This is a genomic window from Paenibacillus sp. FSL R7-0273 (genome assembly GCF_000758625.1).
Lineage (GTDB): Bacteria > Bacillota > Bacilli > Paenibacillales > Paenibacillaceae > Paenibacillus_AQ.
This window is the reverse complement of the sequence record NZ_CP009283.1, coordinates 235,775-261,373: the sequence shown is the minus strand read 5'-3', so window position 1 is coordinate 261,373 and position 25,599 is coordinate 235,775. Positions and strand designations below refer to the sequence as shown.

Sequence of the window (25,599 nt, the reverse complement as noted above, 5' to 3'; positions counted from 1 at the left end):
AGCAGTAAGCTCTCTTTATTATACAGGGAAAAGGCGGGCCGGGAGTTCTTTGCATCAAAAAAGCCGGGAGGTCACCGCCTTGCAGCGGTAATTCCCGGCTTCTTCATACAATCCATTACTTCTTATTATTCTGCCGCATTCAGCAGATTGTATATTGTCTGCGCTGTTTCTGCACGGCTTGCCGCAGCTTTTGGAGCGAACAGTCCGCCCGCATGTCCGGACATAATGTCCAGGCTGGCCGCTTTGCTGATTGCCTCGACTGCCCACGGTGAAATAGATGCCTGATCCTTATATTGCCGGGCATCAGCCGGAGCCGCGGCCTGCTTGGCAGCCGCATATTCATAAGCCTTCACGGCGATAACGGCCATTTCTTCACGGGTAATGCTCCGGTCCGGAGCAAAGGCTGTCTCCGTGAGTCCGTTCACCAGTCCGGCTGCATGCGCTGCAGCAACCTCATCCGCATACCACGCCTCTGCCTCAACATCACTGAATTGCCCTGCAGCAGTCCCCTCGCTCTTGATGCCCAGCGCCCTGACAATCATCGCCACGAATTCCGCACGTGTTGTCTTGGCCTCCGGAGCGAACAGCGTATCGGACTGGCCGGTCACGATATGCTTCGCCGACAATGCCTTAATGGCTCCAGCCGCCCAGTGTGAAGCGGAAAGATCGGTAAAGCTCTTATCGTAAGCCAGCACACTGTACGTGCTGAAGTGGCCTACATTAGCGGTGATTGTATGCTGTGCTTCATTGACCTTACCGCCTGCATATTCCCAGGCAGAGGTCTTCTCATTCAGATAGTAGATGCCCGCCAGCTCTGCATTCAGATCAGCCTTGAAGGACAGTGTCAGCTGTACGTCTTTAGGGAAGGCTGCAAGCCGGACTTCCTCCCCGCCCGCTTTTTTATAGGACAGATTGAAGTCGTAGGCACCTCCAGAAATGAGGGTCACACCCGCTTCTGCGGATACTGGTGTCACTGTCTTGGCTGCAATATTCAGATAGATATTCCCCTGATTATTGTCATTCCCCTGTGCCGCCAGTGCCGACAGCACTTCAGCCGGGATCATTACCGTTCCTTCATCGGTCCGTACCGACAGGCTGCTACCCTTGAGCAGCTCACCGGCATTGGCCGGCAGCCTCACTGGAACGCCTGCCTTCCCATCAATGGCAGCCACGCCGTTAGATACGGCCGCCAAATCAGAGGCTGATACAGTCTGCTCTGTGATCACGGCAGCATTACCAGTATTGCTGCTGCCGGTGCCGCCTCCGTTGTCGGTTCCGCCTCCGTTGTCAGTTCCGCCTCCGTTATCAGTTCCGCCTCCGTTGTCGGTGCCGCCTCCGTTGTCAGTTCCGCCTCCGTTGTCGGTTCCGCCTCCGTTGTCGGTTCCGCCTCCGTTGTCGGTTCCGCCTCCGTTCTCGGTTCCGCCTCCGTTATCAGTGCCGCCTCCGTTATCAGTGCCGCCTCCGTTATCAGTGCCGCCTCCGTTGTCAGTTCCGCCATCCGTCAGCGTGCCATTCTTGATCTGTTCCAGCATCTCATCCAGGCCAACGCCTCCGATACTGTCCTTGGCAGCTGCACCGGCCGCGGCATTCTGGCCAAGCTTCAGGAAGTTGTTCACAATAAACTGGATATCTGTATCATCGACAATTCCGTCCTGGTTAATATCTGACTTGGAATCACTGGTCTGGTAAGCCAGTCCGGCCTGCTTCAAATCCAGAATGTCGATGACTTCATCGCCGTTAATATCTCCGGCCATTGCTCCATTTAGTGACAGCAGTTGCTGCGCACCGATCAGTCTGCCATTCTCAATCTTGTAATTAACTGTTGAATAGCTGAGCGAGGTGTGGCCCGGAGACTTAAAGGTTACTTTAATTACCTCATCGGTAACAGGAATGTTATTAATATTATACTGGGCATTTCTTTCAATGGTCGCCGTGTATTGTTCACCTGATGCCGTTTCTGCATACACTTCGAAATTCATCTTGCTGTAATCCTTGCCGAATTGCAGATATTCGCCGTTTACCATAAAGGCTTCCGGACTTACGTAACCGTAAAGACGCGAGGTGCGGGACTCGAAATCCATATAATCCATTGTATAAGCTGGCGTATATACAGCCTCTTCCGCTCCGGCCTTGTTCACGAAAAGATCGATCATCCGAAGGGTAGCCACCTTATTATAATAAGCATCCCCGGCTACCTTGTATTTAAGGGTCAGCAGCGGCACATCGCCGTCGATCCCCGCAAGATTGTCGCCTTGCAGATTTACTTTTACACTGCTGTAGAATTCATTCTGTGCATCCCGCTGAACATCTACCGTAGCTCCCTGCTTCGCCGCGAGCGTTTTAAGCTCGCTGGTTGCCCCGATCGACTCCAGTTCGAAGACACCTGTAACGTCTTCAAGGGTGAACTCGGCTCCGGTAAAGGCGTGCAAATTATTCATATTAATCGTTGCTGTAAAGGTATCGCCTGCCTGCACCGATTTCCGGCTAAGCTCGGCTAGTGCATATGTCGTGTCCGGGGTCAGATAGACATATTTATTGCCCAGCCAGGTCGTCCCCACCGTTGCAGGGTCCCAGCCAAAGAGCCGCAGCTCATAAGGCTCCGATGCAAAATCTTCCTTCGTGATCCCGTAACGGAAATCCCCGTTCTCATCGGCTTTGAAGTAACCGGACATAAACGGACTTCCATATTCATAATAGGATACCGTATTGTCGCCCTGATCATAGGCATAGCCTGCCTCTTGCAGCTGCTTGATGCTGCCGTCAGTAATGTTTCCGTGTACCCAAATGGCCGAAATGTCCTTGCCCTCAAAGGTTTCTGTCGTGAACAGCGAATCATCGGCCACCTCAATGATCTGTGTAGTCATTGAAGCTGTATCACCGGCAGCATTTGTAGTCTTGAGCGAAATTTCCGGTGACGTATTATCTACCAGTGTCATCGGGGATTCCACTTGATAGGCTTCACCATTAGCATCTACAGAGAATGCCTCCAGTGCATATTCGCCCTCCGGAACAAAGCGGGAGACCTCAGAGATGCCGCCGTCTTCCGTAAACGGATAGGCATAGCCTTTGAATAAATTGAACAGCATAATGTCTTTGCCTACAGCAATGCCTTTAGTGTCCACAGTGCCCAGGAATCCCAGTACCTCTCCGGTCTTGTAATCCTTGAGGAAGACATCCAGTGTCTCCATCGGGCTCTTCAGTGAGAAGAATGCGGTAGTAACCCGGTTGGAATAGGTATGCGTCACATAGTTGTTGGAGATTGCCGGCGGATCCATCTCCAGGTAAGCGAGTCCTTTGTCTGACACCCGGATGAGCAGCGGCAGCTGGTAAACGTCCGCGGCATCTGCTTCATTGATTACATGAATATACCCCTCGTAGGTTCCGTTCGGCACCGAATCATTTACCAGCAGCTCAGCGTTAAACGTTGCAGCGGATTGTGCGGGAACGTTTATCTCATCGCTGCCGAGTGTGATCGGGGCGTCCGAAGGCAGCTCGAGCTCCAGGCGGTAGGTCTTTCCGGCTTCCCCCCGGTTGTCCAGCTCAAGCAGCTTGCTGGCCGAAGCAGTCTCCCCTTCCTCGACATATACGCTTCCGAAGTTAAGAGAACCGGTAATATCGGCAATTTCAACATATTCATTGTCGGCGGTAGCGCTGATGGTGGTATCCAGCACCTTAACGGCCGTTTCTGCATGAACGGCACGGTAAGCGTCTACCCGTCCTGCGCCGACTTCATAGATCGAATAGTCCTTAATCAGGTCAACGCTGGTATTCATAAGGGCAGCTTTGACATCAAAAGGCGTGTATTCCGGATGTGCCTGCAGGATAAGCGCTGCGATGCCGGCCACATGCGGAGTTGCCATGGAGGTACCCGACATCCGGGTATAAGCGATATTATAATTGCTCTGGTTCACCGGATCATTCATATATACCGGATACGTTGAAAATACCGCGACACCCGGTGCTACCAGGTCAGGCTTAATGTTGTCTGTTCCGGATACAGGTCCGCGCGAGCTGAAGTCAGCCAGCGTATCACCCTCAGACAATACATCCTCTGCAGCTTTAAAGCTGATCCATGGTGTATCCATCTGCTTGAGGCTCACACCTTCGGACTGCAGAATCTGGAAGGTCGGAATAAATCCAGCTGCCTCACCCAGATAATTGTCGATATATCCGGTTGTATTATTATAGATAAGAGCCGCTGCCGCACCTGCTTTGGCGGCATTTTTAATTTTGACGTTCAGGCCGATTTCCCCGCGTTCGATAAGCGCAACCTTGCCTGCAACATCAAGACCGGTGAAATCCGCAGCCTTACCAAGGCCTGCGTATACGATTTCCAGCTCTGTACCAACGATGCTGGCAGGTTCATAGTTAAACTCTTCACCGAACAGCTTCATCGTCAGCGGCTGATAGACCGTATCCGTAACGGCAGCAGCCTCCCCCTCTGCAGCTGCAGGAACAGCTGCATCATACACGGAAGCCGTAACGGAAGGAATTGTGATCGGCACACTGGAGGCACCGATGGTAATTCCGAGTGCACTGGCGCCCGGCGTTCCGAGCGTGCCGGCTGAAGGGCCATCGTTGCCGGCAGCGATCACGCTGACTACCCCGGCAAGCATCGCGTTGTTAATAGCGATGGAGGAAGGGTCAAGCGGATCATTTAATTTTGAGCCGAGCGACAAATTAATGACATCCATTCCGTCCTGGACCGCTTTGTCGATTGCGGCGATAATTCCGCTGTTCGCACCTGATCCATAAGGCCCCAGGACACGGTAGGAGTACAGCTCGACATCCGGGGCAACACCCTCGACTGCATAATCGACAGCATTGATCTGCTGGCCGGCAATGGTCCCTGCCACATGTGTACCGTGGGCAGTGTAATACTCTGACTCGGATTCCGGCTGGCCGGCTGCGACCCAATCCTTGTAGGTTGTCTCCATCGGGTCGGCATCATTGTCGATAAAGTCCCAGCCCTTTACAGCAGACGGATCGACAGCGGCCGGATCTTCACCTTCAGTCTTACGGTATCCCTGGTAGACGGTGGTCAGATCGGGATGGTTATAATCAATCCCCGTATCCAGCACCCCTACCTTAATGCCTTTACCCGTAATGTTCTCGTTATGCAGCTTGTCCACCCCGATGACCGGAAAGCTCTCCATCATCAGCTTGCTGGCGGCAGTCTCTTCTCCCGCTGTCTCATCAGCGGCGGTGTCCTCCCCTGTAAGATCGGTAGGAATCACCGTGTCTGCCGGCAATTGCACGGTAGTATCATTCCAGATCTTCTTGACCAGACCGGAGCCCGCCAAAGCCTGCACAGCAGTGCCAGGCAAGGTCACTGCCACACCGTTGAAGGCCTCGCGGTACTCCTGATAAATTGAAATATCCGACGGGTTATAAGTGTATGCGCTGCGGCTGCTCTCCAGATTATTGGCCTTCAGCTGATTGATAAAAGCCTTAAAATCCTTATGGGACTGCTCTACCTGATCCTCCGCGGAGGTCAAAGAAAACTTCTTGGCGCTGCCCGGGCCTGCCAGACCGGCTACTACCGCCGGTTCAGGTATAAACTGGACGATGACGTTAACAAGCTCTGTGCTCTCCGTGTTGATTCCGGGCGAGATTACCGGTCCGGCACTGACACTAAGCTGCTCCAGCGCCTGTCTTTGTGCCGGGGTCAGGCCCTTAAGGATGGCTGCCGCCTGCTCCGGAGTAACTGTACCGCCGGCGGACGGCGCCGCAAAGGCGGCCGGAGCCAGCAAAGTGGAAATCAGAAGTCCTCCGGCAACTGTACCGGAAAATAAGCGGTTCATTGTTCTGCGCTTCATTTAAACCCTCCATACATTCATATTTAACAAATAAAATCTTCTACTCCCAAGCCAGCTGCTCTCTTCTGTAAAACAGGTGTAAACCCAATTTTTTTACTTACTATAATCTGTAGAATTTTCACTGTAAATTGGGGTAATTCCGCGCTTCAGCTCATAGAAAATAAGGGAATATCAGTCAAATCACTGTCATTTATTCGGATAAACCGGGACCAGCCCCGCCAGAAAAGCGCAAAAAAGACCGCCTTCTGCTGAAAGCGGCCGTCTCTACTGCTCTGTTTACCCCAAATGAGGCTATACAGAAAACATATATATAACATCCTGCCTTAATTTTGCTCTTTAATCAGCGAAGGAGAAAGAGTAATCGTGATCTCCTTATCAAAAGGGGTCATCAGGTTAACAAGCACCGCCTTGCAGTTATTCTGCAGCTTCGCTTCACGTACCGATGTAGCCAGATGTCCTGCCTCACCGCCGGTCAGCTCGATCCAGTCCTCCCCGCATTCATAACGGAGGGCTCCGCCGGTCCAGAGATAGCAGTCCTCTCCCAGATCTTGCAGCTCACCTGATGTAAAGCTGCCTTCCCTGCCAAAAATAAAGGACAGCTGGCTCATTACCTCTCCCGGCTCCGCAGCCTGCAGACGCAGAGTCCAGCCTGTACCGGTGCGCTCAGCGTCTACTTCTGCGCGGAAGGTCTGCTCATGGGTCAGCAGACGGCTATGATGCGGGAGCAGGTACCATGGACTGACTGCCGCTCCGGCCGATTCAGGCAAAAGCCCAGTTTCTACAGGCCCGTAGTAGCCCTTTTTCTGCTCTCCGGTCAGCCGGTAGCCCTGCGGCAGCCTGATCATATCCTGCATCGGCACATAGCCGGGACTGAAATACGAGGCCAGCTGCACGGCCAGCAGCCGCACTTCGCCATGGCGCAGCGCAAAGAACGATGGTGTCTCCGTCATGAGTGTTACGCTGGTATCGCCATCCCGGTAGCGGGCCACCGGAGCCCCAAAATCGGTATGCAGCCGGCTGTGAGAGATCCGCCCCTGATGGCCCGCGGCCTCCATGCCTGCCAGATAGCCGTGCCGCAGAAACTCCCCGTTAAGCACGGTTTCGTATTTCTCAGGAAGGGCAGCTTCCGCCGCAGGCGGCTGCTGGAGCTCAGGCTCCAGCAGCATCCGTACCAGCACATTTACGGAGCAGACACCGGGATTGCTGAGCGCACGGCCGGCCCATTCAGCCATGCCTGCAAATACGGGATCGTTATCCTGACGGGCAAGGATGGCATACGGCAGATAATAAGGGGACAGGTCATGCACATGTCCCAGATCCTGCCGTCCGGAGTAATCGGTCACGACCTCACCAGACGGATGAACAAGATAGACCATCATCCGCAGGTTCAGGCGGACCGGCTCCAGCAGCTCAGGCCGGTCCAGCAGGCGGGCGGCATGGATCAGCATAATATCGCTGACTGCGCTGTATATGCCGTTGCTGCGCTCGGTCCACTCCCCGTCCGGCGTAATATCCATGCCTTCCGCCAGCCACTGCTCTGCACGGCGGACGGCTTCCGGCAGTCCGAACAGCTCATGCAGACAGGCGAGCGCAGCGCTGATTACCCAACGGTGATTCGGCGTATGGCCGCCGCCCGTAAGCATAGCGGGAATGGTACGCTCCAGAAACAGCCGCATACTGCCAAGCACAGGCGCGAGCGGCGCCCACTCCTGACGGACAAGCAGCTGATACAGCTGGGCATAGCCCACAATGACGAAGGCTGTATCCGGCGGGGAATGATAGTTCGTCCAGCCCGGGGAGATCGTGCCGTCAGCATGCTGACGGTGCAGCACGAATGCCGCAGCCAGCTCCAGGCGGCCCAGCAGCTGCTCATCATGGTAGTATTTTGAATCAGGATTCACCAGCGCGGCTCCCCAGTAACACATCTCTGTCGGTGTACCGGTTGTATGATTAACCCAGGCAACACCGGTGTACGGATCAATCGTCCCTCCGTAATAGCGGCTCTCCGGATCAAGCACCTGCCGGGACAGGCCTTCTTCCACTGCCTTGTCGTTGCTGTCCACCAGTTGCTTATACATTGTCATTCCTCCATGTTAGGCATTTAACACTACGCACCGCCGGTTTTACAGCCGCTCCAGCTCATTCCGCACACGCTCCGGTATTTCCGCAAACAACTCATCCCACGAAACGAACAGCTCCTCCCGGTGCGCATACTCCCAGTATTCATAGACACCGGAAGGCGTGAACCGGCAGGTCTGCAGATACTGCCTCACCTTCTGATCTGCCGCTTCATCTGAAGCCAGCAGTCCGCGGAAGCAGTCACCGTAGATCAGCCCGTCCGCCCCTGCCGCCTCCTGTGTACAGGCAGCATAGCCCGGGAGCAACCCGAATACCTCGGGCATGGGCGAGAGCGCATGCTTGCCGGGCTGTACATACAGACTGGACCGGGTACCGCTAAGATTGGTGCGGCCGTGCAGCAGTCCTTTCAGATACTTGCCGTGAAAGCTTGCCTCGACGTCCGCCACCTCACCGTCTCTGGCGATGTACACCCATATATGCTCAAGATCGTACAGATGCTGAATATCGTAATCGTAATAAACCGCGTATTCGATAACGGCCTCCACCTCCGGCCGGCTGACCTGAAGCCTGCGCCGGAAGGAGGGCGAATCCCCGTCTTCACGAAATACGGTTATGCCGAAGCGGACCGGATAGAACGGCTCGTTCTTATCAAACAGCAGGCGGGGAGCATAGGCAGCAGCCAGTCTGCCGTCTTCCCGGCTTAACAGACAGTCTTCCTGACGCCGATCGTGGCCCTCTATGCTCAGCATCAGAGGCCCCCCCGCGCCGCCAGCTTGGCTGTAAGCAGACGGTGGCTCTCATGAATTTCATCCGGCAGGCAAGCCGCCTTCAGCTCATACACTTTGACCTGAGCCCGCTCGATCATCGGCAGATAGGCATCATAGAAATGCATATCCCCGCTGTTCACATAGGGGCACCAGTGATCTGAGAGTCCGATGGTTTCGTGAATATGGACGCCGACAATATCATTCATCAGTCCGTCCATCTCTCCCACACTGTCATACAGCCCCAGCCGGTCCATCATAATGGCATGACCGGTATCATACCAGATGCCGACCGGAGCGCCCTTCAGCGCCCGGATAATTCTTTTGGCCTCGGCAAGCGTCGGTATCTGCTGCGGCCGGGAGCGCGTCTCGATACCAAAGCGGATGCTGCCGAGCCCCTTCGAAGCTGCCTTGTCGCATACTTCGTACAGGCTCTCCGTAATGGTCCGCACATATCCTGCACTGTACGTCTCCCGCCGCTCCAGCAGCTCCGCCCATTTGCTGCGGTAGGCGGTCGAATCCTTTCCCTCACCGCTGTAGAGCTGCTCCAGCTCCTTGGCAATATCATTAGGAAAAGGCACTTCCCCGGGATGGACCACTATAGCCTCGCCGCCGTAGCGCTGCGCATATCCGGCTGAGCGGACCAGCAGCTCTATAGCCCGCTGCCGCTTCTCCTTATCCTCGAAGCCGAGCAGCACCGAATCCGTGCCGTAATCAGGGTCCGGAACATGGGGGAAGGTATTGTGGACACTGGAAATGCCGATCTCCCCCCGCTCGATCATCGGTTCAATCGTCCCCAGCATCTCTTCGGTCACATTATAGTTCAGCTCCACCCTGCGGAAGCCGAGCCCGCGGATTTCCCGCAGCAGCCCGTCTCCGGTTGTGTGGTGCTTCATATTCCAGCAGGTCGAGAATGAAAATGCCCCTTTGTCCTCCAATGCGTTGCTCTCCTTTCCTGTTCTGCACGAATAACCCTTGCTGCGTTAACCTTTAACGGCACCCAGCATAACGCCGCTGACGAAATACTTCTGCAGCCACGGATAGACCAGCAGAATCGGCACAGTTGCGAAGATAACCGTCGCTGCCTTGAGACTTTCCGGAGTCAGTGCAGTACGGTTCGCACCTTCCATCTGCGTCAGCTCGGAGACCATGTTGTTCTGCACCATCTGGAACAGCTTGAGCTGCAGCGGATACAGCTCCGGGCTGTTGATATACATCAGCGCATCCTGGAAGCCGTTCCATCTGCCGACTGCATAGAAGAGGCCTAGCGTAGCCAGCACAGGCATGGACAGCGGCAGGACGATGCTTACCAGTGTACGGAAGAAGGAGCTGCCATCGATTTCGGCCGACTCTTCCAGACTCTGGGGAATGTTATTGAAGAAGGAGATCAGGATAATCAGGTTGAACGGGCTGACCAGTCCGGGAAGGATAAGCGCCCAGCTGGAATCGAGCAGGCGCAGGTCGCGCATCAGCAGATATTCCGGAATAATCCCGCCGCTGAAGAACATGGTAATAATGATGATAACCATAAATGTTTTGCGGCCCTTCAGGTAGCCTTTGGTCAGGGGATAGGCTGCCGCGATGGTGAAGAGCATGCACAGGCCGGTCGTTACCGCTGTCAGCAGCACCGTATATCCCAGGGAACGGATCATTGCACTATCCGAGAACACCTGCACATAGGCGTTCCAGTTCAATTCAATCGGAAAAATCGTAACTTCACCCGAGGTAATGGCCCGGTTGGAGCTGAGTGATACTGCAATAACATGCAAGAACGGAGCCAGACAAAACAATACGAACAAGGCTACGCAGGTAATAACGACGATATCGAAAATCCGGTTTGAAGTACGTTCACTCATAGTACTCCGCCTCCTTCCTCTTTATCAGATAATACCGTTGCCGGTCATTTTTTTCGAAATATAGTTGGAGCCAAGAATGAATACAAGTCCGACCACAGCCTGGAACAATCCGACTACGGTAGCAAGTGTGTATTGTCCCGATTCGAGACCGATCCGGTAGACAAAGGTACTCAGCACATCGGAATATTCACGTACCGCCGTATTACCGATAACATATGGGCGGTCGAAGCCGATGCTGACCATTTTACCGAGATTGAGAATAAGCAGGGTAACGATCGTCGGCTTGATGCTTGGAAGCGTAATATACCAAATCTTCTTCATCCGTGTTGCCCCGTCAACCTCAGCTGCTTCAAACAGCTCTCTGTTTACGCCAGTGAGTGCGGCCAGATAGAGAATCGTTCCCCAGCCGGCGCTCTGCCAGACCCCTGTGAACAGGTAGGTTACGAGCCATGGACCCTTTTCAGTCAGAAAAGGAACCGGGTTTAGCCCCAGGCCTTGCAGTACCTCGTTAATCATACCGGACTGGTTGCCGAACAATTGATAGACAATCCCCCCGATAATAACCCAGGAGATGAAGTGGGGGATGTAGAGAATGGTCTGCGAAATCTTTTTGAACCAGGCACTCTTAATTTCATACAGCATGATTGCCAGAATAATAGGGGCAGGGAAAGAGACTACCAAATCCAGAAAATTAAGCATAAAGGTATTGCGCAGTGAGGTGTAAAACTCTCTCATATTAAAAACTTCGCGGAATGCGTCGAACCCGATCCATTCACTGCCGCCAATTCCCTGGAACAGATTGAAATCCTTAAAGGCAATCTGCACACCGTACATCGGCCCGTAACGGAAGATAAAGAAGTAAATGAGTGGCAGTGAAAGCAGCGCATACATTTGCCAATACCGCTTCAAGTAGCTGACTTTACTCAAGCCGGTTCCCTCCTTGGGAGGAAAAACCGGACGAAGCGGCGTACCTGCTCCCTCCGGTTCTCCTTTTTATATTTATTGTGCCTACAGTTCCTTCAGTGCCGCTTCCAGTTCTTCTTTAAGCTGAGTTCCGCCGAGAGACATGAAATCCTTCATTTCCTGCTCATACACCGCGTCGAACTGCTCCGGCTTAGCCATTGCTGTCTTCACGATAATTACAGCCAGCTTGTCATTAAGAGTAGTGCCGTACTTGGATTCTGCCTCAATCGGCTTACCGAAGACGATCGGTCCAACCGTATCGGTGTTGGCAATATCAATGGATTGCTTCAGCATTTCCTGGTTACGTTCAGGGAAACCGCTGATCCATGCTTTTTCATTGGTTGCCTGATCGCCAATGTTCTTGCCGTTAGAGATAATGGCCATGTCGCCTGCATTGAACAGACGGTCAGCAAATTCCTGTGGAACATCTGCCTTAACTACCGGGATACCGTCAACCAGGTCATAGTTTTCGCCCTCAACCCCGCTGTAAATATCGATCAGGTTGTTGTCCGAAGCCATCCAGTCCAGATATTTAATGGCCTCCACCGCACGTTTACTGCTCTTCGGAATCATGATGTACATACCGTTAGAGGCATAACGCGATTTAATATGCTTGTTGCCCTCATTCGCATTGGTCAGAACGTCTACGGCGGTCAATTTGCTGCCTTCTACGTTTTTGTAGAGATTATCAAGTGTGCCGTCGGCGTAGAAGATATTGTCCACATCTTCTGACCAGTAGCCGATGTTGCCGTTTTGGACATCCTTAGCCAGCTGTGTTTTATCTTCATCGAGACTGAAATCCTGGCTGATCAGCCCTTCATTGTAGAGCTTATTCAGGAACTGCATCGCATCCTTGAAGCCGTCGTGCAGCGGCAGCTCATAGCGCTGGCCGTAAGTCAAATCGCCCTTGATCGGCTTGATGAAGGAGTAGATCAGCGTTTCGAACTGGGCCGGAGCGAGCGCCATGCCCATCGGAATGTTTTTGCTGCCAACACCGCCCGGATCCTTCTCTTTAAACGCTTTCAAAGTTGTATATAATTCGTCGGTTGTAGTTGGTACCGGCAAGCCCAGCTTATCCAGCCAATCCTGGCGGATGTAGGAGCTGTAACGGCCTGTGATTGCCCGTTTTCCCGGGATAGCCATCTGCTGGCCTTCCAGCTGTCCAAACGCCAATGTATCTTCACCAAGGAATTTTTTTAGAGTCGGCCCGTGCTCATCAATCAGTGCTCCGACATCAGTCAGGCCGCCCTGCTGGGCGTAGCGGTAGAACAAGCTGGAATCATAAGTGAACACAATATCCGGCACATCTGTGTTGCTGGCCATCAGCACGTTCAGCTTGGTAACTTCCTCGGAGCGCTGAACCGGAACATATTCAACATCAATGTTGTTCGGATCACCGAACCGCTCCTGTACCATATTGGAGAGATAGTTGTTGGTGATGGTGTAGGGCTCGGGACTGTTACCGCGGTCAAAAATTTCCACCTTCAGCGTAACGCGCTCTTTGCTGCCTCCGTCGGCTGCTGTTCCTCCATTTGATGCCGTATCCGCGTTTCCATTAGAGGAGCACCCGGCCAGCAGGGACATCCCCATTACTGCGCTCAATCCGATTCCCAGTGCCTTCTTTAGTACCTTCTGGTTTGCATTCACTGTCATTGTTCCATCTCCTTCGCCTCTGCAGGCTATAATGGTGGCTTAATGAAACTCAATGAAACGTTATGAATCCCCCAACCTCACACCTTAACTCCCGTACCGCCTTTATATTATGAAAGGAGTGCTTCGCCGCCTGTACTGCCTGGCCGCTTAACGTTCCGGGATGACCACAGTATTCCACACTTTCCCGGAGCCTGACAATAAACCTGTTTCGGATCGCAAAACCGCTTAAATATCGGACTTCCGGTTTATCCGACCAACCATTTTCGTATGATAAACCGCTTTCACATTTGAGAAAAAAGGCCGCATTTCTGCCTGCATATCCCCTTTAACCGGGTATGCGGACAGAAATGCGGCCGGTTAGACCCTCCCGCCAGTCATCTGCTGTACCTGTTTCAAAAGCTTATTGTAGGGCCGGCTTTTCCTTCACGCTTTGCCGGCTTCCCGGCGTTTGAGCAGACGGTAGTCGCCCGGTGTAATGCCGGCAACCCGTTTAAATACTCTGCCGAATGTAATCGCATTGGCATAGCCTACCTGGAGCGCGATGTCCTGCAGCGGGTAATCCGTCTCCGCCAGCAGCTGCTCAGCCTCCTTCATCCGCAGCTCCGTTACGAAGTCGACGAACTTCATCTTGAATTCGGTTTTGAACAGATAGCTGGCATATTTGCCCGATACCTGAAACCGGTCGCTCAGATGCTTCAGCGAGAGATCCGGATTGGCAAAGTTCTCTTCAATATAATTTTTCATCTCCGTGACCATCGCCCGGTAGCTCTTGGTTTCACTCGCTGAGACGTAGGTACGGAATAAATCGGTCAGGTATTCAAGCAGAATGCCCTTCATCTCCTCCAGGGACTCCGCTTCCTCCAGTCCCTTCAGCCGGATTCTAGCCGTCTCCACTGACAGCTCATCCTGCAGCTCCTCCGACATCACGGCTACCTCCCGGCTCAGCATCTGCAGCATGGCCTGAATCAGCGACCGGATATCATCATCCTGCAAAAAATTCTGCTCAAACGCTTCAAAGATCCGCTCGAGCTGTTCCCGCCATTGGCCGCTGGACATCCGGAACTGCTTGACGAATTCGGCAATCATCTGCAGATAGGCATACGTCTCCAGCAGCGGCTGGCGCGCTTCCCCCGATTCGGCAAGCGCAATGTCCTCATTCTTCAGCAGCTTGTGCTGCATGACATACTCGGCCGCCGCATACGATTCCCGGATAGCACCCGGACCCGTTACAGCCGGACCGATGCCGAAGCTGAGGGAGATCCGCAGATTCTGCTCTACCCAGGAGCGGCAATCGCCGGCAAAAACACGGATCCGCTCGGTCATCTCCTCGTCACTGCCGTTCGCCAGAAACAATATAGCGACCCGCCGGGTTCCGACCCATTCCGCCCAGCCCTGCAGCTCTGCGTTACGCGCAAGCTCCTGAAACACATTCATCAGGGCAAATTTGAGTGTATTCTGGTCGCCTCTCGTATAACGCTCCTCAAACACCCGCTCATAGCGGTTAATTTCACTGAGCACCACTGTAAAACGGGAGGTTGCATCCGCACCCGTAAGCGGGGACAGCTCAGCAAGCCGGCCGATGGCATCATCCAGCCGCTCGCTGTGCAGCAGATCGGTGAACAGCTTGCTGCGCTGCAGCAGCAGGTTCTCCCGGCTTTTGCGGTCATAGTCGGTCATGTGGTTGATCAGATCCTCCAGCACCCCGTCAATGAGCATCATTTCATCCGGCCTGTCAGTCGACTGGTCCATCATCCGGATCTGGTGGCCTTCAATGCGGTTCATGATGACCTGAATCGGCTTGTAGTTGCGCCGGGTCACATAGACCAGATAAAAAATGGCACAGATCACTGTTCCAAGGGCAATCGCCACCCACAGATAGGAAATGACCGACACCCAGCCGAACAGGTTGCCCGCCTTAATTCCGCTTGCAAAGGTCCAGCCGAGCCGCTCCAGCCGGAGTGTGTTGAGCTGCTTGCCGCTCACCGCCCCCGCATGGTCTGAATGAGCCTCGTACACCGTCTGCCCGTCACTGTCCAGAATGCTCACAAAAGAAAGCTGCTGGTTGACCATACTGTCGACAAGCTGCTCAATTCCGCTCATTTTCACATTGATGACCAGCACTCCCTCAGAGCCGAAGGGCAGCGGCATCGCTTTATTAATGGTAAGCACCCGTATCGGCGTACGCTGGGGCAGCTCTGTTTTAAATTTGCGGACAGGCTGCCAGCCCTCCTGCAGCGGACCCGAGGTAATCTGCCTGATCCACTCCTCATCGATATACCCCGAAAGCTCCCTTAATCCAGATTCTGTTAAAACGCTTTCATTTACTTTGTCAACCAGATAAATCGATTCGATGTAGGAGGAGTCCTGAATGAGACTGCGCAGGCTTTGGGCAACCTCATAAATGGACGCGGTATCCGGCTGGCCTGTGTTATTGAAATACGTCTTATAGACATCACTGCGCTCAACGCCCTCCAGCACCGCCAGTTCAACCTCTCTGATCGTCTTATCCACATTATCCATGAGATAGCTGGCTGAGATGCGGTCCGCCTTTTGCGTTTCCATCCGCGAAATATCATTAATAAATACAAACGAGGCAAAGATCAGGATGGTTACCGTCAGCAAAAAAATCGGGAAGTAGGATAGCAGCAACCGGCGATACCAAGTACGGAACAATAGACAACCTCCTCCACAACCGTTAAAATGCCAGGCCGCGGTCCGGCCGTTTAAGTGCATACAGATATTAATATGAAAAAAGAAGAACGAGCCTATGTTCAGATTTCTGCCATTATAGCACATGCCCCCCGGACCCGGCCAACGGGTAAAAATAGGGTTCTCCCGCCCCGCCCACTACCCGGTTGTTTCGTCACGGGTCAGGCAGGAGCGGCCTTGTCCACAGCGGATCAGCCCTCGTGGCATACTGTGGCCACAGCATTCTGTGGTGTAGCACAGCATTCTATGGCGTAGCACAGCATTCTGTGGCGTAAAGTCGCATTGTATGGTGTACGGCAGCAGTATTCCGTGGCGCTTCATGCCGTGGAGTACCGTCGCATACCGTTGCATATTTTGGAGTACCTCCGCATACCGTTGCAACTCATGCCCCATCACCCTGTCCAGCTTCCATTACACTTCCCGTACAGCAGAAAATCACCCTGGCGGGTGATAGGTCTAAAACAATTAAATTGAGGGTGAAGCTGAGCGATTAAAGGGATTTTTCCCTTTAATCCGGTGCGTCAGCATGGGTTTGGGTGCCATTAAAGGGATTTTCCCCTTTCATTCGGTGCGTCAGCATGGGTTTGGGTGCGATTAAAGGGATTTTTCCCTTTATTTCGGTGCGTCAGCATGGGCTTGGGTGCCTTTCTCCACAGCCCCCTAAAGAAGTTGGAGTCCTCCCCCACAAAAATGTAGACTAGATACAGGAGGAGGATGAACGGTATGGGACACTTAACAGGAACAAGAGAGAAGGCCGCGCAAGAGGTGTTGTCTGGCATTAAGGCAGCGGTGGTTGCCCGAAAGTATGGAGTGACCCCATCGACGGTGAATCAGTGGGTGAGAGATTACCGGGAAGCCCATGGGGAACAAGATCATCCGTATCCCCAAGATCAGGTGGAGGAACTGAAACGCCTGCTGGATGTCGAGCAGAAATACGAGAAGGCTGTGAAGATCCTCGGTGAAAAGGAGCTAGAGATTGAGATTTTGCGTGAACTGCTAAAAAAGCCAACCCCTGCTTATCCGAAAAAATCGAGGTAGCCGATATGTTCATTAAGCAGGGGAATAAAGCAGCGTTGGTACTACGTCTCGTGGGGCTAGCAGAGTCTACGTATTACGACCGTAAGAAACGCAAGTCACAGGATGCCCAGGCCGTACCTCAGGGGCGCGGAAGACCCGTACCCGGCTATTCCCTGACCGAGTCTGGAGAGAAGATTAGCGACGGGCAGATCCAGGAAATGCTTCTGGAACTGGTCGCTGGAGAAGAGCACGTGTACGGGTACAAGCTCCTGGCCAAGTGCTTATGGAACCAGCACAGCCTTAAGCTCAATCACAAGAAAAGCTACCGGCTGTGTCAGGCGCTGGAGATCCTGCAGCCCCAGCGTCACAAGCGCTTTAAGCATCCCCGGAAGCTGCCGGAGAACCGGGTTATTACCGGAGCGGGTCAGCTCTGGCAGATGGACATTAAGTACGGGTACGTGGCGGGCCGGGACCGGCATTTCTTCGTCCTGAGCATTATCGATGTGTTTACCCGTGTCATCGTCGGCTACCACCGCGGATCGTCGTGTGAGGCCAAGCACGCCTGCCAGACGCTGGGACGCGCCATGGAGCAGCACTGCGCCCAGGACAGTGCACGCCCGGTGATCCGCACCGACAACGGCCCACAGTTCGTCAGCCACCTGTTTGGTGACATGTGTGAAAGCTGGGAAATGACTCATGAACGCATTCCGCCTCGAACACCGGATTTAAATGCTTTTATTGAATCGTTCCACAGTAATATTGATCGGGATTTGTTCCGTAAAGAGGCATTCGAAACGTTCGACGAGGCCTATGAAGCCGTGGACCGGTACATGGATTTCTACAACAACCGGAGAATGCACACCAGCCTTCGCAACATGCCACCGGTTGAATTTTCAGAGTGGGTCATGGGCCTAGAAGACCGGTCCGCCTTCTTCTGGCCGAGGAAAAAAGCGAAATAAAGAGCATAGCTACGACAAGTACCGGTTTTATACTGAGGACTCCGGGATAAGGGGGTCTCACCGCTTTAAAGGGATTTTTCCCTTTATTTCGGTGCTTGAGCACGGGCTTGGGTGCCTTTAAAGGGATTTTTCCCTTTCATTCGGTGCTTGAGCACGGGCTTGGGTGCCTTTAAAGGGATTTTTCCCTTTCATTCGGTGCGTTAGCATGGGCTCGGGTACGATTAAAGGGATTTTTCCCTTTCATTCGGTGCGTCAGCACGGGTTTGGGTACTCCTCCTCCTAAACGCAGCAAGGTGCGGGGATGCGCGCAGCTTAATCCCGCACCTTGTTCTAGCTCACAGAGTATGCACCTCACCTGATCGCTGTACAATTATACTTATTTAGCAGCATGCACTATATGCCGTCCAACATTTGACTCAGCTCCATTACTCACAGCCCGCTACTTACATTCCACTATTTATAACCGGCTACTTACAAACTGCTATTCACAGCCCGCTGGTTGCCCGAATGTACTCCCGTGCCTTAATTGCATATTCCAGCGGATCCGCCAGCGCCGGGTCCTGCTCAGCCTCGACCACGAACCACCCGGTATAGGACGATCCGGCCAGTTCAGCAAAAATATCTGCGAATTCGATGCATCCATCCCCCGGTACGGTAAACGCCCCCGCTTTTACCGCCTGCAGGAAGCTGAGCTTATCCGCAATGACCCGCCGGACCACCTCGGGACGGATGTCCTTCAAGTGAACATGCCTGATCCGCGGCAGATGGGCCCGCAGCACCCCGAGGGGATTTTCACCGGAAAAAGCCAGATGTCCGGTATCAAACAATAAGGATACCTCCGACGGGTCTGTCAGCTCCATCAGCCGGGCAATTTCGGCAGCCGTCTGCACCCCGGTTCCCATATGGTGGTGATAAACGATAGCCATTCCTTTTTCTGCGGCCAACTGGCCCAGCCTGCCCAAGCCTTCAGCCAGCGCCTTCCACTCGTCCTCCGTAAAGACAGGCTTGGCATCAAACAGCGGCGTCTCCATCTGCCCCTGGATGCTGCGCCCCTGCTCGGATACCACGATGACCTTGGCACCCATTGCATGCAGAAAATCACGGTGTGCGCAAAAGGCTTCAGCGGTCTCTTCATAAGGCCGGTCCGTCAGATGCGCGCTGAACCAGGCGCTGGCAATCTGCAGGCCGCGAAGTCCCAGCGCCCGGTGCAGCACCTCCGGGGAACGCGGATACTTGTTTCCGACCTCGCTGCCCTGATATCCGGCCAATGCCATCTCACTGATGCACTGCTCAAAGGTATTGCTTCCGCCCAGCTCAGGCATATCATCATTGGTCCAGGCAATGGGTGCAATCGCCAGCCGGACCGCCTCTTCTTTGAACATAAATGTTCTTCCCCTTCCATTATGACAGGTATGGCCGGCTCCGGCCGGCCGCTGCACTCACGGCTCTACCAGATCAGTAGCTTCGCGCTTTCTCCAGCCCGCCCAGTCGCTGACTGTGTGCCGCCTGCACGCTCTCTTTTCCGGATACTTCCGCCACACCGACATGCCACCACGCACCGTATCCGTGAGTCATCGTCTTCGGCAGCACCTTGATGTCGATCAGCGTGGACTTCTCGCTCTTCCTTGCCGCCTCCAGCGCGCTGCGCAGCTGCCCGGCTGTCGCCGCACGGAAGGTCTCGACCCCGTAACCGGCTGCGCTCGCTGCATAATCGATCAGCATCAGCTCACCGCTCAGCTTGCCGTCTGCTCCGCGGCGGCGGAATTCCGTCGCCATGCTGTCCAGTCCCTGCTCCATCTGCAGATTGTTGATGCAGCCGAAGCCCGCATTGTCCAGCAGGATGACGTTTATCTTCTTGTTCTCCTGCAAACTGGTCACCAGCTCGGAATGCATCATCTGGTAGCTGCCGTCGCCGACCAGAGCGTATACCTCGCGCTCCGGCTCAGCCAGCTTGATGCCGAATGCTCCGGCGATTTCATAACCCATACAGGAAAAACCGTATTCCATATGGTAAGTATCCGGCACAGCGGATCCCCACATCCGCTGCATGTCTCCCGGCAGGCTGCCTGCCGCTCCAATAGCAATGGCATCCTGCGGAATAAGCTCGTTGATGATGGCAAGCACCTGAGTCTGTGTAAGCGAAGTGTTCAGCACCTCGGCATACTCGGGGAGCTTGTCGTCAAGATGTCCGGCAATTTCAGGGACAAACGCAGCCTGCTCATCTTCCTGCACAGCTAAAGCCGCAGCGCCTGCCCGGTATTCAACACCAGCCAGCCGCGCTCTTTCCGCGGCCCAGGCCTGCTTCGCCTCCGTGATCTCATCTGTATAAGCAGAACGATAGCCGCGTTCCTCCAGCGCATCGGATAGCGCCTTCAGTCCTTCAGCAGCATCGCAGACCACTGCCAGCGCATCCAGCTTGGCTGCATGGTACGGTGACGCGTTAAGCGTCACAAACTCCACGCCGGGATGGGCGAACAGGCTCTTCGAGCCTGTGGTGAAATCGGTGAACCGGGTGCCGGCGCCGATAACCAGATCAGCCTCTGCTGCCAGTGTATTGGCGCAGCCGTTACCGGTAACGCCCAGTCCGCCCAGGTTGTAGGCGAAGTCGCTGGCAACAGCGCTTTTGCCGGCCTGCGTCTCGCCGAACGGAATGGCGAACTTCTCCGCGAAATCGCGCAGCGCAGCTCCGGCATCGCTGTAGCGGACACCGCCGCCGCAGACCAGCAGCGGACGCTGCTTGCTTGCGATCAGCTCGGCTGCCGCGGCAATTTCATCCGCATGCGGCAGCCGGCGGGCAATCTTATGAACGCGTCTGCGGAAGAAGCCGGCCGGATAATCCCAAGCCTCCCCCTGCACATCCTGCGGCAGCGCGATTGTCACCGCCCCTGTGTCTGCCTGATCAGTCAGCACCCGCATCGCATTCAGCAAGGCCGACATCAGCTGCTCCGGCCGGTAGATCCGGTCCCAGTATTTGCTTACAGCCTTGAAAGCATCGTTAACCGTAATCGACAGGTTATACGTGTGCTCCATTTGCTGCAGCACCGGGTCGGGCTGGCGGGTAGCAAAGGTATCGCCGGGCAGCAGCAGTACAGGAATCTGATTCGCCGTCGCTGTCGCGGCAGCCGTCAGCATATTGGCCGAGCCCGGGCCGACGGAGGCCGTACAGGCCATAATCCGCCGCCGCCGGCTCTGTTTGGCAAAAGCAGTCGCCGCATGCACCATCCCCTGCTCATTGCGGCCCTGAAAAACCTTTAATCCGCCCGGGGCCTCCTGCAGCGCCTGTCCCAGACCAAGCACATTGCCGTGGCCGAACACAGTAAACACACCCTCAACGAAGCGCTCCGGCCCGTTGCCGAAATCGACATACTGCTCATTCAGAAACTTCACCAGCGCCTGCGCCGTTGTTAATCTGATCCGTTCCACTTGAGTTCCACCCTTCCTCTATCGTTACTGCCAGCGGGCAGTGACAACCTTTTTGCGCGTATAGAATTCAACTCCGTCAGTGCCGTTCGCATGCAGATCGCCGTAGAAGGAATCCTTCCAGCCGGAGAACGGGAAGAAGGCCATCGGAGCGGGTACGCCTACATTGACACCCAGCATGCCGGACTCGATATTTTCACGGAAGTAGCGGACTTTCCCGCCGTCATTTGTAAAGATACAAGCCCCGTTCGCAAAACGCGACGCATTGGCCAGCTCCACCGCATCCTCCACACCCTTGACCCGGACAACTGAGAGGACAGGCGCGAAGATTTCTTCCTGCCAGATTTTCATCTCTTTAGTCACTCCGTCAAATACCGTAGGTCCGACAAAATAGCCCTCACCCGCAGCCGCAGCATCCTCCCGTCCGTCCCTGAGCAGCGTCGCTCCTTCCGCTACACCTTGCTCAATGTAAGAAAGAGTCTTGTCCTTATGGCTCTGGCGGATCACAGGCCCCAGGAATGTATCCTCCTCCAGTCCGTTGCCAATCGTCATTTTCCCGCACTCGCGCAGCAGAATCGAGATCAGCTCGTCAGCCACATCCTCTTGTACAGTGACTACAGAACAGGCCATGCAGCGCTCTCCGGCAGAGCCGAAGGCAGCGTTGATAATCTGTGTAGCTGAAGCCTCAAGATCGGCGTCTGCCAGTACGATGGAGTGGTTTTTGGCCCCGGCCAGCGCCTGAACCCGTTTCAGATGCTCTGTTCCTTTTTTATAGACATATTCCGCCACCGGCTGTGATCCGACAAAAGAAATCGCCTTAACGCCAGGGTGCTCCAGCAGCCCGTTAACGACATCATGCGCACCGTTGACCACATTAAGCACACCCTTAGGCAGCCCGGCCTGTTCCAGCAGCTCCGCCAGACGTGCCGCCAGCAGCGGTGTACGCTCGGACGGCTTCAACACAAAGGTATTGCCGCAGGCAATCGCGAGCGGGAACATCCAGCAGGGCACCATCATCGGAAAATTAAACGGAGTGATCCCGCCGATAACACCGATTGGATAGCGGTACATTCCTGATTCAATTCCGGTTGCAATATCCGGAAGCTGCCGGCCCATCATCAGCGTAGGCGCACCAGCCGCGAATTCGACACACTCAATACCGCGCTGTACCTCGCCGTAAGCTTCTTTATAGCTTTTTCCGTTCTCCAGCGTAATGGTTCTCGCCAGGTCCTCCCAGTGATCAACCAGCAGCTGTTGATATTTAAAAAGAATCCGCGCCCGGCGCGGCACCGGTGTCTTCGACCAGCCGGCAAAAGCCTCCTGAGCCGCAGCCACCGCCCGGTCCACATCCTCTCTGCCGGACAGCGGAACTCTGGCCAGCTCTTCGCCTGAAGCCGGATTAAACACCGGCTCACTCTGCTCACTCTTCGCTTCGACCCATTCGCCGCCAATATAGTTTTTCAGCACTTCTACGTTTTGCTGTGCCATCTTTTGTCCACTCCTTCATCTCTGGTGATGTATATGAATTTGTCTTTACCGGGTGCCTGCAGCAACCTCTTTATTCGAAGCCAGGAAGGCTTCCAGCTCCTCCAGGGTCGGCATCGCATCCGAGCAGCTGTGGCGCGAGATGACAATCGAAGCGGAGGCACTGCCCCGCCGCATAGCTTCACCGACACTGTGCCCCTGCATCAAACTGTGAATGAAAGCAGAAGCGTAGGAATCGCCTGCACCGAAGGTCTTCAGCACTTTGGCCGGGAAAATACCGCTGCGGTGATTCCGCCCGTCTGCCGTGTAAGCAATTGAGCCGCTTCCGCCATGCTTGATGACAACCAGCTTCGCCTGCTTCGAGAACCAACGGGCTGCCGTTGCTTCGTCGTCTTCATCCGTCACATTGTACAGATTCTCCATCATGTTGAATTCCTCGCGGGTGCCGATGATACAGTCGCATTTCTCCGCAGCCAGATTATAGTAGACAGCCGTCTCAGCGGCAGATTTCCAGGTATACGGACGGTAATCCAGATCGAAAAAGACAGTGACATTATGCCTGCGGGCAAATTCCAGCGCCAGAAACACCGCTTCACGCGAAGGGCTTTGCGCCAGTGCAGTCCCGGAAATCAGCAGCGCCTTAGACTGCCGGATATAATCCTCGGATATCTCCTCTGTATTCAGCAGCAGATCCGCCACGTTATCGCGGTACATCAGAATGCTGCATTCCTGCGGGCTTTTGATTTCGGTAAAAGCAAGCCCCGTCACCGCACCGGTACGGTCAACGCATACCTGACTGTCATCGATGCCGTCCTTTTGCAGATAGGACCGGATAAACCGCCCCATCTGGTCATCAGCCAGCTTGCCGATGAAGCCGGTGCGCATGCCCAGCCGCGCTGTGCCGATTATGATGTTGGCCGGGGAGCCGCCTACATATTTGGTGAACGTCATGGTCTCTTCCATAGGTCTTCCGGTTTCGTTGGCATTCAGGTCTATACAGAGCCGGCCGACGGCAATCAAATCTAGCGGACGGGCGGGATCAAACTGCAGATCGTTCATAGTGACGCCTCCTTGATCAAGCTTCCGGGAAAAATTTCGTGAATATAAACGGGTGTAGTGCAGGCGGGACAACGTTAATACATTCGGGAAAACCTGGGTTTTCTTTAAAAACACCAGTTTGCAGGGAGGAAAAGGGTAAGCGCTTAACCTAATTTTATAAATAGTATAGGCCAGAATATCCGGTTTGGCAATCTTAATTTTGAAAGCGATATCAAATATCTCGGATTAAACGGGTATTATGCTCCTGAAAAACTAGGCGGCTCTGGTGAGAAGCAGGCAAGAAAACTTATGCACAGGGTTATGCACATATTATCCACAGATATGTGGATTACCGTTTTTCAGCTGCCAAAAAAAGACCTGTCCGCTGCAATGCAGGGCACAGGTCTTTGGGAAACACGCAGGATATGTCCGGCTGATGCACCGTTCCGTCTCAGCCGGGTACAGGCCCGGTCGAATGACGGATCACCAGCTCAGGCATCAGCATGATTTTGCGTCTGGGTGCGGCGGGGTTGTCGATCGATTCATTCAGCAGAATTATCGCCTGCTCTGTCATCTCACGCAGCGGCTGGGCGATGCTGGTCAGCGCAGGGTGGCAGATTTCCGCCAGCACGGTATTGTCAAAGCCCACAACGGATAAGTCGCGGGGGATGGACAGGCCGGCGCTGCGCGCCTCCTTCAGAACACCGATGGCGAGCAGATCGTTACAGGCGAACACTGCCGTCGGGCGCAAGTCTTCTGCCTGGCCGAGCATGGCGGCAGCCGCTTTGCGGCCGTTCTCCAGCGTGGCCGATGTGTGCGTAAGGTTAGCCGGATTGTCAAAAGGCAGACCGGCAGCCTTCAGCGCATCAAGAAAGCCCTCCACCCGCAGCCTGCTGCCCGGCAGATTATCAGAGATAACCCCCAGTCTGCGGTGGCCCAGGGACAGCAGATACTCCGTCGCCTGATAGCCGCCCTTGTAATCATCCACAGTGACGCTGCTGCTCTCCAGACTGCGGATTTCCGCCGAGAACAGCACCAGAGGCACCCGGTCAGCCAAAAGCCGGCGGATCATATCCGGCTGTCCTGTATGCGAGGCAATGATCAGGCCGTCCACTCTTTTGCGCAGGAGAAGCGAGATGTATCTGGCCGCCTTCTCATCGTCGCGGTCCGTGCTGCAGACGATCAGGTCACTCCCCTGCTGCTGGGCATAATCCTCAATTCCGCGTGCCGTCTCGGCAAAAAAAGGATTGGCAATATCCGGGATCATCAGCCCGATCGTCCCTGTACGGCGGCTTGTCAGCGCGGAGGCCACCAGACTCGGCTGGTAATTAAGCTCCTCCATCACCCGGCCTACCTTCTCCCTCGTCTTATCGCTGATCCTGCCATTATTATTAAGCACCTTGGACACCGTAGCGATGGAAACGCCGGCTTCCCGTGCCACATCATAAATTGTAGGTTTCATTTGTTAAGCCCGCCTTTACGTTCTTGCCGTGATATACCTCGATTATAGGGAACTCCTCCGGCAGTGTCTATCAGCAGGTCTAAGCGCTTTCCCCTTTAGCTGCTCCGGCAGCAGCGGCACGGCTTTCCGCCTGCTCCCCATTTAACGGTACTTTTACCGTTGTTTTCGGGGATTCCCCGCGCATAGTTCAATTAACGGTACTTTTACCGTTGTTTCCAGAAATTTTCCCACGCATCGCCTATTTAACGGTACTTTTACCGTTGATTCCAGACTTTTCTCCGCACACCGCTCATTTAACGGTACTTTTACCGTTGATTCCAGACTTTTCTCCGCACACCGCTCATTTAATGGTACTTTCACCGTTGATTCCAGACT

General features: G+C 54.3%; 15 protein-coding genes. 2 read left to right on the top strand and 13 right to left on the bottom strand.

What is annotated here, in order from left to right:
- Nucleotides 1-125: 125 nt before the first annotated feature.
- The 8 genes from R70723_RS34185 to R70723_RS01145 all read right to left on the bottom strand — a co-directional run bounded on the left by R70723_RS34185 (nucleotide 126) and on the right by R70723_RS01145 (nucleotide 15,807).
- Nucleotides 126-5,819 (bottom strand): S8 family serine peptidase, encoded by a 5,694-nt coding sequence (locus R70723_RS34185; protein WP_052421142.1) that lies wholly within the window; start codon nucleotides 5,817-5,819, stop codon nucleotides 126-128.
- A 323-nt stretch (nucleotides 5,820-6,142) separates the two neighbouring features.
- Nucleotides 6,143-7,897: a hypothetical protein gene (locus tag R70723_RS01175; protein ID WP_039869125.1), complete on the bottom strand. Its 1,755-nt coding sequence runs from the start codon at nucleotides 7,895-7,897 to the stop codon at nucleotides 6,143-6,145.
- A 45-nt stretch (nucleotides 7,898-7,942) separates the two neighbouring features.
- Entirely contained in the window at nucleotides 7,943-8,647 is a 705-nt protein-coding gene (locus R70723_RS01170) for a hypothetical protein (RefSeq protein WP_231574810.1), read from the bottom strand.
- On the bottom strand, nucleotides 8,647-9,558 hold the full coding sequence (locus R70723_RS01165; protein ID WP_047171294.1) for a sugar phosphate isomerase/epimerase family protein: 912 nt from the start codon (nucleotides 9,556-9,558) through the stop codon (nucleotides 8,647-8,649). Before R70723_RS01165 ends, R70723_RS01170 begins: the two co-directional genes overlap by 1 nt.
- Before the next feature lie 87 nt (nucleotides 9,559-9,645).
- Nucleotides 9,646-10,518, bottom strand: a complete 873-nt coding sequence (locus tag R70723_RS01160) for a carbohydrate ABC transporter permease (protein WP_039869122.1) — start codon at nucleotides 10,516-10,518, stop codon at nucleotides 9,646-9,648.
- 24 nt (nucleotides 10,519-10,542) lie between these two features.
- The gene (locus R70723_RS01155) at nucleotides 10,543-11,409 is read right to left on the bottom strand and encodes an ABC transporter permease (RefSeq protein WP_047171293.1); all 867 of its coding nucleotides are present in this window, start codon (nucleotides 11,407-11,409) and stop codon (nucleotides 10,543-10,545) included.
- 117 nt (nucleotides 11,410-11,526) lie between these two features.
- Entirely contained in the window at nucleotides 11,527-13,134 is a 1,608-nt protein-coding gene (locus R70723_RS01150) for an extracellular solute-binding protein (RefSeq protein ID WP_039869119.1), read from the bottom strand.
- Nucleotides 13,135-13,557: 423 nt separating this feature from the next.
- Complete coding sequence (locus R70723_RS01145) at nucleotides 13,558-15,807, bottom strand: helix-turn-helix domain-containing protein (protein ID WP_039869117.1); 2,250 nt, start codon at nucleotides 15,805-15,807, stop codon at nucleotides 13,558-13,560.
- Nucleotides 15,808-16,566: 759 nt separating this feature from the next.
- Between R70723_RS01145 and R70723_RS01140 the strand changes: the two genes are divergently transcribed.
- Nucleotides 16,567-16,881: a helix-turn-helix domain-containing protein gene (locus R70723_RS01140; RefSeq protein ID WP_052421141.1), complete on the top strand. Its 315-nt coding sequence runs from the start codon at nucleotides 16,567-16,569 to the stop codon at nucleotides 16,879-16,881.
- A gap of 5 nt (nucleotides 16,882-16,886) precedes the next feature.
- Nucleotides 16,887-17,819 (top strand): IS3 family transposase, encoded by a 933-nt coding sequence (locus R70723_RS01135; RefSeq protein WP_052421140.1) that lies wholly within the window; start codon nucleotides 16,887-16,889, stop codon nucleotides 17,817-17,819.
- 485 nt (nucleotides 17,820-18,304) lie between these two features.
- On the opposite strand, the gene iolE is transcribed toward R70723_RS01135, so the two are convergent.
- From iolE to R70723_RS01110, 5 genes are all read right to left on the bottom strand, one after another.
- Nucleotides 18,305-19,201 carry a myo-inosose-2 dehydratase gene (iolE, locus tag R70723_RS01130; protein WP_039869116.1) on the bottom strand — a complete coding sequence of 299 codons (897 nt, stop codon included), beginning with the start codon at nucleotides 19,199-19,201 and terminating at the stop codon, nucleotides 18,305-18,307.
- 73 nt (nucleotides 19,202-19,274) lie between these two features.
- On the bottom strand, nucleotides 19,275-21,242 hold the full coding sequence (gene iolD, locus R70723_RS01125) for a 3D-(3,5/4)-trihydroxycyclohexane-1,2-dione acylhydrolase (decyclizing) (RefSeq protein ID WP_039869114.1): 1,968 nt from the start codon (nucleotides 21,240-21,242) through the stop codon (nucleotides 19,275-19,277).
- Nucleotides 21,243-21,266: 24 nt separating this feature from the next.
- Nucleotides 21,267-22,727 carry a CoA-acylating methylmalonate-semialdehyde dehydrogenase gene (locus R70723_RS01120; RefSeq protein ID WP_039869113.1) on the bottom strand — a complete coding sequence of 487 codons (1,461 nt, stop codon included), beginning with the start codon at nucleotides 22,725-22,727 and terminating at the stop codon, nucleotides 21,267-21,269.
- A 45-nt stretch (nucleotides 22,728-22,772) separates the two neighbouring features.
- Nucleotides 22,773-23,783: a 5-dehydro-2-deoxygluconokinase gene (gene iolC, locus R70723_RS01115; RefSeq protein ID WP_039869112.1), complete on the bottom strand. Its 1,011-nt coding sequence runs from the start codon at nucleotides 23,781-23,783 to the stop codon at nucleotides 22,773-22,775.
- A gap of 430 nt (nucleotides 23,784-24,213) precedes the next feature.
- Complete coding sequence (locus R70723_RS01110) at nucleotides 24,214-25,224, bottom strand: LacI family DNA-binding transcriptional regulator (RefSeq protein ID WP_039869110.1); 1,011 nt, start codon at nucleotides 25,222-25,224, stop codon at nucleotides 24,214-24,216.
- Nucleotides 25,225-25,599: the final 375 nt, after the last annotated feature.